Source organism: Micromonospora sp. CV4 (genome assembly GCF_003667455.1).
GTDB lineage: Bacteria > Actinomycetota > Actinomycetes > Mycobacteriales > Micromonosporaceae > Micromonospora.
Map to the genome: position 1 here is coordinate 38286 of NZ_RCVI01000291.1, position 6238 is coordinate 44523.

General features: G+C 74.5%; 6 protein-coding genes. All 6 read right to left on the reverse strand.

Features of this window, described 5'->3' with window-relative positions:
* Nucleotides 1–178 precede the first annotated feature (178 nt).
* On the reverse strand, nucleotides 179–1246 hold the full coding sequence (locus EAD98_RS19690) for a polyprenyl synthetase family protein (RefSeq protein ID WP_121655516.1): 1068 nt from the start codon (nucleotides 1244–1246) through the stop codon (nucleotides 179–181).
* Nucleotides 1243–2655, reverse strand: a complete 1413-nt coding sequence (locus EAD98_RS19695) for an alkaline phosphatase family protein (protein WP_199723467.1) — start codon at nucleotides 2653–2655, stop codon at nucleotides 1243–1245. The genes EAD98_RS19690 and EAD98_RS19695 overlap by 4 nt, the downstream gene beginning before the upstream one ends.
* Nucleotides 2652–3848 carry a metabolite traffic protein EboE gene (eboE, locus tag EAD98_RS19700; protein WP_121655517.1) on the reverse strand — a complete coding sequence of 399 codons (1197 nt, stop codon included), beginning with the start codon at nucleotides 3846–3848 and terminating at the stop codon, nucleotides 2652–2654. Before eboE ends, EAD98_RS19695 begins: the two co-directional genes overlap by 4 nt.
* Nucleotides 3848–4705 (reverse strand): TatD family hydrolase, encoded by an 858-nt coding sequence (locus EAD98_RS19705; RefSeq protein WP_121655518.1) that lies wholly within the window; start codon nucleotides 4703–4705, stop codon nucleotides 3848–3850. The genes eboE and EAD98_RS19705 overlap by 1 nt, the downstream gene beginning before the upstream one ends.
* Entirely contained in the window at nucleotides 4705–5313 is a 609-nt protein-coding gene (locus tag EAD98_RS19710) for an EboA domain-containing protein (RefSeq protein WP_121655519.1), read from the reverse strand. Before EAD98_RS19710 ends, EAD98_RS19705 begins: the two co-directional genes overlap by 1 nt.
* Nucleotides 5314–5368: 55 nt before the next feature.
* On the reverse strand, nucleotides 5369–6238 hold an 870-nt coding region (locus EAD98_RS19715; protein ID WP_147457447.1), incomplete at its 5' end, for a sugar phosphate isomerase/epimerase.

Sequence of the window (6238 nt, forward strand, 5' to 3'; positions counted from 1 at the left end):
CCTCGACGAAACATTGTCGTGTTGGCCACGACACTAAATTGCGGGGTGTCGATGTGTCTATACCTTCCGGCGGATCGCGGTGAACTTTCGTCGATTCGATCGAAAGTCGGCAGGCAGCGCGGTGCCCCAGGTGTCGCAGGGGACGTCGGCGCAACCGTGTCCGGCGCGCGCCGACGGGTCAGGCGCGGCGGTCGATCGCCTGCGCGGCCAGCGCGACGAGCGCGGCGCGGGCCTCCTCGGCCACCGCCGCACTCTCCAGCGCCGCCAGCGCGGCCTCGGTCCGGACCCGGATCATCTGCTCGATCCGCTCCCGAGCGCCGGTCGCCTCGATGATGTCGCGCAGCTCCGCCGCGCCGTCGGCGTCCAGCGCCGGATTGCCGAACAACTCCCGCAGCCGGGCGGTCTGCGGCCGGTCGGCGGCGCTACGGGCCAGCGCCATCATCACCGTCGGCTTGCCCTCCCGCAGGTCGTCCAGGACCGACTTGCCGGTCACCGCCGGGTCGCCGAAGACGCCCAGCACGTCGTCGCGGAGCTGGAACGCGTCGCCCAGCGGGTCACCGAACTCGCCCAGCGCGGCGAGCAGCTCCGGCCCCGCGCCGGCCAGAGCCGCGCCGATCTGCAACGGCCGGGTCACCGTGTACCGGGCGGCCTTCATCCGGATCACGGTGAGCGCGCTGGCCACCGAGCCGTCACCCACCCCGGACACCAGGTCCAGGTACTCCCCCGCGATCACCTCGGTGCGCATCAGCGCGAACACGCCGTACCCCCGGTGCACCTGTTCGGTGCTCAGGCCGCACTCGTGGAACATCTGGTCCGACCAGGCCGCGCAGAGATCCCCGCAGAGCAGCGCCGTGTTGCGCCCGTACGCCTCGGGGTCGCCGCGCCAGGACGAGCGGGCGTGCAGGTCGGCGAAGAGCCGGTGCACCGACGGCTCGCCCCGGCGGCGGTCACTGCCGTCCAGGATGTCGTCGTGGATCAACGCGAACGCGTGGAACAGCTCCAGCGCCGCCGCGGCCACCACGATCGGAGTTCCGTCGGGCGCCCCGGCGCCGCGCCAGCCCCAGTAGCAGAAGAGCGGGCGCAGCCGCTTCCCGCCGGCCAGCACGAACCGGTACAGCGCGGTGAACACGCCCCGTGGCGCGCCGTCCGGCCAGTCCGGGCCCTGCCGGTCGAGGAACCCGGCCAACTCCGCGTCGAAGCGCGCCCGCAATCCGCTCGCGTCGGCGGGCGCGACGGTGACCGTCATGACCCCTCCCCCGGCCGGCCCGCCTCGGGAGTCAGTCCGGCCAACTCCAGCAGCAGCGCCTTGACCTCGGTGGCCGCGATCCGCTCCCGGGCCGCGGCCGGGTCGGAGCAGAGCAGCACCGGGGCGTCCGCCGGGTCGTCCGGCAGCCGGCCGTGCGAGCCGCGTACCGCCCGCGCTCCGGCGTCCAGGCCGACCGCGCTCATCAGGTAGCGCATGCCCAGCTTCTTGCGGGCCAGCGCCACCCCGGCGCGGGCCTTCGCGGCACCGGGGTTTGCCGGATCGAAGAACAGCTCCGCCGGGTCGTAACCCGGCTTCCGATGAATCTCCACCAGCCGGGCGAAGTCCGGCGCGTGGGCGTCGTCCAGCCAGTAGTAGTAGGTGAACCAGGCATCCGGCTCGGCCACCAGCACCAGCTCACCGGCACGCGGATGATCCAGCCCGTACGCGGCCTTGCCCTCGGCGTCGAGCACCTCGGCCACCCCGGGCAACCCGGAGCAGAGCTTCGCCACCGCCGGCACGTCGGCCGGATCCTTGACGTAGACGTGCGCGACCTGGTGGTCGGCGACCGCGAACGCCCGGGACGTCCACGGGTCGAGGTACTCCATGCCGGCCTGGGTGTGCACCCGCAGCAGCCCCTCGGCGCGCAGCAGCCGGTTGACGTCCACCGGCCGGGACACGTCGGTGATGCCGTACTCCGACAGCACCACGACGGTGGCGTCGCGGGCCCGGGCGGCGTCCAGCAGTGGCCCGAGCACCGCGTCCAGCTCGGCCGCCGCGGCCGCGGCCTGCGGCGAGGACGGGCCGTACCGTTGCAGGTCGTAGTCCAGGTGCGGGACGTAGACCAGGGTCAGGTCGGGTGCGACATCGGCCAGGATCTGCTCCGCCGCCTGGCAGATCCACCGCGACGACGGCAGTCCCGCCGTCGGCCCCCAGTAGGTGAACAGCGGGAAGGTGCCCAGCCGCCCGGTGAGCGCGTCGTGCAGCTCCGGTGGGTCGGTGTAGCAGTCCGGTTCCTTGCGCCCGTCCGCGTAGTACACGGGGCGCGGGGTGACCGTCCAGTCGACGTCCGCGCCCATCGCGTACCACCAGCAGACGTTGGCGACGGTGTAGCCGGGCTCGGCCCGACGGGCCGCCTGCCAGAGCTTCTCCCCGCCGACCAGCGCGTTGTGCTGCCGCCACAGCAGCACCTCACCCAGCTCCCGGAAATACCACCCGTTGCCGACGATCCCGTGTCCGCTCGGCGGCTCGCCGGTGAGGAAGGTGGACTGCACCGAGCAGGTCACCGCGGGCAGCACGGTGCCCAGCTCGGCCCGGAAGCCGCCGTCGGCGACCCCCCGCAGCCGGGGCATGTGCGCCAGCAGTCGCGGGGTCAGGCCGACCACGTCGAGCACCACGAGTCGCCGGCTCATCGCGCCACCCCCGCCGTCGTCAGCTCCGGGGTCAGGCCCAGGCCGACCAGCTCGTCGCGGGCGAAGGCCAGCTCGGCGGCGATGCCGGCGGCCAGCTCCGCGTCGGTGCGCGGCCGTCGCGCCTCCGGCAGCACCCCCCAGGTGTACGTCTCCACGTCGAGGTGGTCACAGCCGGCGGCGGGGCCGGCGTACAGCGCGGCCAACGCGGCGCGCAGCACGGGCAGGGTGGAGCCGAGTGGTTCCTCGGGTGGGGCGTGCAGCGGCACGTGGTAGTGCACCCGCCACGGGCCGGGCAACGCCGCGTCCAACGCCGCGTCCAGGTCGTCGGCCGCGTACGCCGGGTCGGCCGGGTCGGCGCCGCCCGCGCAGCCGGCGCCCCGGGTCTGGTGCAGGAAGCGCGGCTCCACCCAGCGGCGCAGCGCGTCGGCCCCACCGGCCGGGTCGGCGGCCTCGACGGCGGCGGAGACCTGCACCTTGACCACCGGCAGCCCGGCGCTTCCGAGCCGGGCCAGCGCCGCGGCCGGCTCCTCCCAGGCACAGGCGAGGTGGGCCAGGTCGAGGCAGACGCCCAACCGCTCGGTGTCCATTCCGGACAGCAGCGCGGCGGCCTGACCGGTGCTCTCCACCACGCAGCCCGGCTCCGGTTCGAAGCCGACCCGCACCTGCCGGCCGGTGTCCCGCTGCACGGCGGCCAGGCCGGCCGCGAGCTGGTCCAGCCGGCGCCGGGCGGCGTCGGCCCGCTCGTCGTCCCAGGGCTGCCGCCAGGCCAGCGGCAGGGTGGAGATCGAGCCCCGGGCGGCGTCGTCGGGCAGCAGGTCGGCGAGCACCCGGGCCAGATCCAGGGTGTACGTCAGTCGCTGCTCGGTCGTCCAGTCCGGCCGGTAGACGTCGTGCTTGACCACGGGCGCCTGGAAGGCCGCGTACGGGAAGCCGTTGAGGGTGACCACCTCCAGGCCACGCGCGTCCAGCTCGGCGCGCAGCCGGCGGCGTAGCGCGGGGTCGGCGGCCAGCTCGGCGGCGACCGGGGCGGCCAGCCACAGGCCGAGCCCGAGCAGGTCACTGCCGAGCGCCGCGCGGACCGGCACGGCGTAGGTGTCCAGTTGGTCGAGGATGCCGGCGAGATCCTCGGCGGGGTGCACGTTGGTGCAGTAGCCGAGGTGCACGGTGTCGCCGCCGGCGTGCCGCAGCCGCATCAGCTGCCGCCCCGCAGGATCGAGTTGCCGGTCTCCGGGTCCACGGCGGCCGGGTCCTCCAGGTCGCTGAGGTCGAGCCGGCCGGACTGCCCGTAGAACTCCACCGGATTGCGCCACAGCACCCGGTCGACGTCGTCGTCGGTGAACCCGGCGAGCAGCATCGCCTCGCCGGTGGCCCGGGTCAGCAGCGGGTCCGAGCGCCCCCAGTCGGCGGCGGAGTTGACCAGCATCCGGTCCGTCCCGTACTCCCGCAGCAGCTCGACCATCCGCGCCGGGGTCATCTTGGTGTCCGGGTAGATGGAGAAGCCCAGCCAGCAGCCGGTGTCCCGGACCAGCTTGACGGTCACCTCGTTGAGGTGGTCGACGACCACCCGGCCCGGGTCGATGCCGGACTCGGTGACGACGGCGAGGGTGCGCTCGACGCCTCGCGCCTTGTCCCGGTGCGGGGTGTGCACCAGCGCCGGCAGGTCGTACGCCACGGCGAGCGCGAGCTGCGCGGCGAACGCCTCGTCCTCCTCCGGGGTCATCGAGTCGTACCCGATCTCGCCGACCGCGACCACCGCGTCCTTGTCCAGGTAGCGCGGCAGCAGGTCGAGCACCGGACGGCAGCGCGGGTCGTTCGCCTCCTTGGGGTTGAGAGCCACGGTGGCGTGGTGCCGCACCCCGAACTGCCCCGCCCGGAACGGCTCCCAGCCGATCAGCGAGTCGAAGTAGTCGGTGAACGAGGCGGCGCTCGTGCGGGGCTGCCCCAGCCAGAACGCCGGCTCCACCACCGCCCGGACGCCGGCCGCGGCCATCCGTTCGTAGTCGTCTGTGGTGCGTGAGGTCATGTGGATGTGCGGGTCGAAGATGCGCATCACGCCTCCCGGGGCAGTGCGGCGGTGAGCCGGTCGAGCAGGTCGGTGGCGTCGGCGGGCAGCTCCCGGCCGGCGGCGTGCCGCTCGGCGGCCAGCGCGGCCAGCATCGCGGCCAGCTCACCGTCGGCGCGGGCCTCCAGGTCGGCCACGACGGCCAGCGGCACGCCGGAGAACACGCACTTGAGCACCGCCTGCCGCCAGGCCGCCGGGTCGAGGTTGCGGGCGTACGGGCCGAGCGCGGCGGCGACCAGCCGGGTGTCGTTGGTCCGGATCGCGTCGTGCAGCAGCGGCACCCCGGCGGCCCCGATCGGCAGCAGCGGCAGGGCACGCAGCACCGCCCGCCGCTCGGCGGCGTCGCCGTGCCGGTAGAGGGCGTCGGCGTGTTCAGCGTGGTCGGCGCGCAGGGCGGTGAGCAGCAGCACCCGGGCCGCGTCGTCGGCCGTCCAGCCGGGCGCGTCGGGCAGTGCGGCCCGGCCGCAGCGCCGGCCGGCGGCCGGAAAGAGCCGGGTGATCGCGGTGGGCTCGGCCGCGACCCGGCGCAGCGCCGTGTCCAGCCAATCGGGATCGGGTACGCCTCCCAGCGCGGCCCGTAGTGAATCCGGTGTCATCCCGTCTCCTCCCTCTTGCTGCTCCAGGCGCGCCCCGCCACCCTTTGCTCTGCACCTATATATGCGCCGGGGCCTCTCTCGCGGGTGTCGCCTCGGCGGGTGTAGAGCAAAGGGTGCTGGCAGGGTGGCAATCGGTGGCCGTCGCGGCAGCGGCACGCAGGAACTCGATCGACCGGGCGGCCACGGCTGGTGCGGCGTGCGAGTCGCGGGGCAGCTCCACCGCGACCAGCCCTTGGTAGCCGGCCGCCGCCAGGGCGGCCAGCACCGGCGGAAAGTCGATCTCGCCGGTGCCGAACTCCAGGTGTTCGTGCACGCCCCGGCGCATGTCGTCGATCTGCACGTTGACCAGGTGCGGGGCCACCTCGGCGACGCACTGCGGCACCGACCACGGCTCCAGGCAGCGGCAGTGGCCGATGTCCAGGGTGATGCCGAACCGGGCCGGGTCGCCGAGCGCGGCGCGCAGCCGACGCCAGTCGGCGATGTCCTGCACCAGCATCCCCGGCTCCGGCTCGAAGCCGAGGGTGACACCGGCCGCGTCGGCGGCGTCGACCACGGTGGCGCAGCCGGCCACCAGCCGGTCCCAGGCGGTCTGCGGTGGTACCGCGTCCGGGCGGACGCCGGCCCAGAAGGAGACCGCCTCCGCGCCCAGGTCGGCGCCGATCCGCACGGCCCGGCGCAGGAACTCGATCCGCCGGGTCGGGTCGTCGTGCAGCAGCGTCGGCGCGTGCTTGTGCCAGGGGTCGAGCAGGTAGCGGGCTCCGGTCTCGATCACCACCGCGAGGCCCAGCGCGCTCAGCCGCCGGCTCACCGCCGCGATCCGGCGGCTGAGACCGGGCGCGAACGGGTCGAGGTGGTCGTGGTCGAGCGTGAGCGCCACCCCGACGTAGCCGAGGTCGGCGAGGACGGCGAGCGCGTCGTCGAGCCG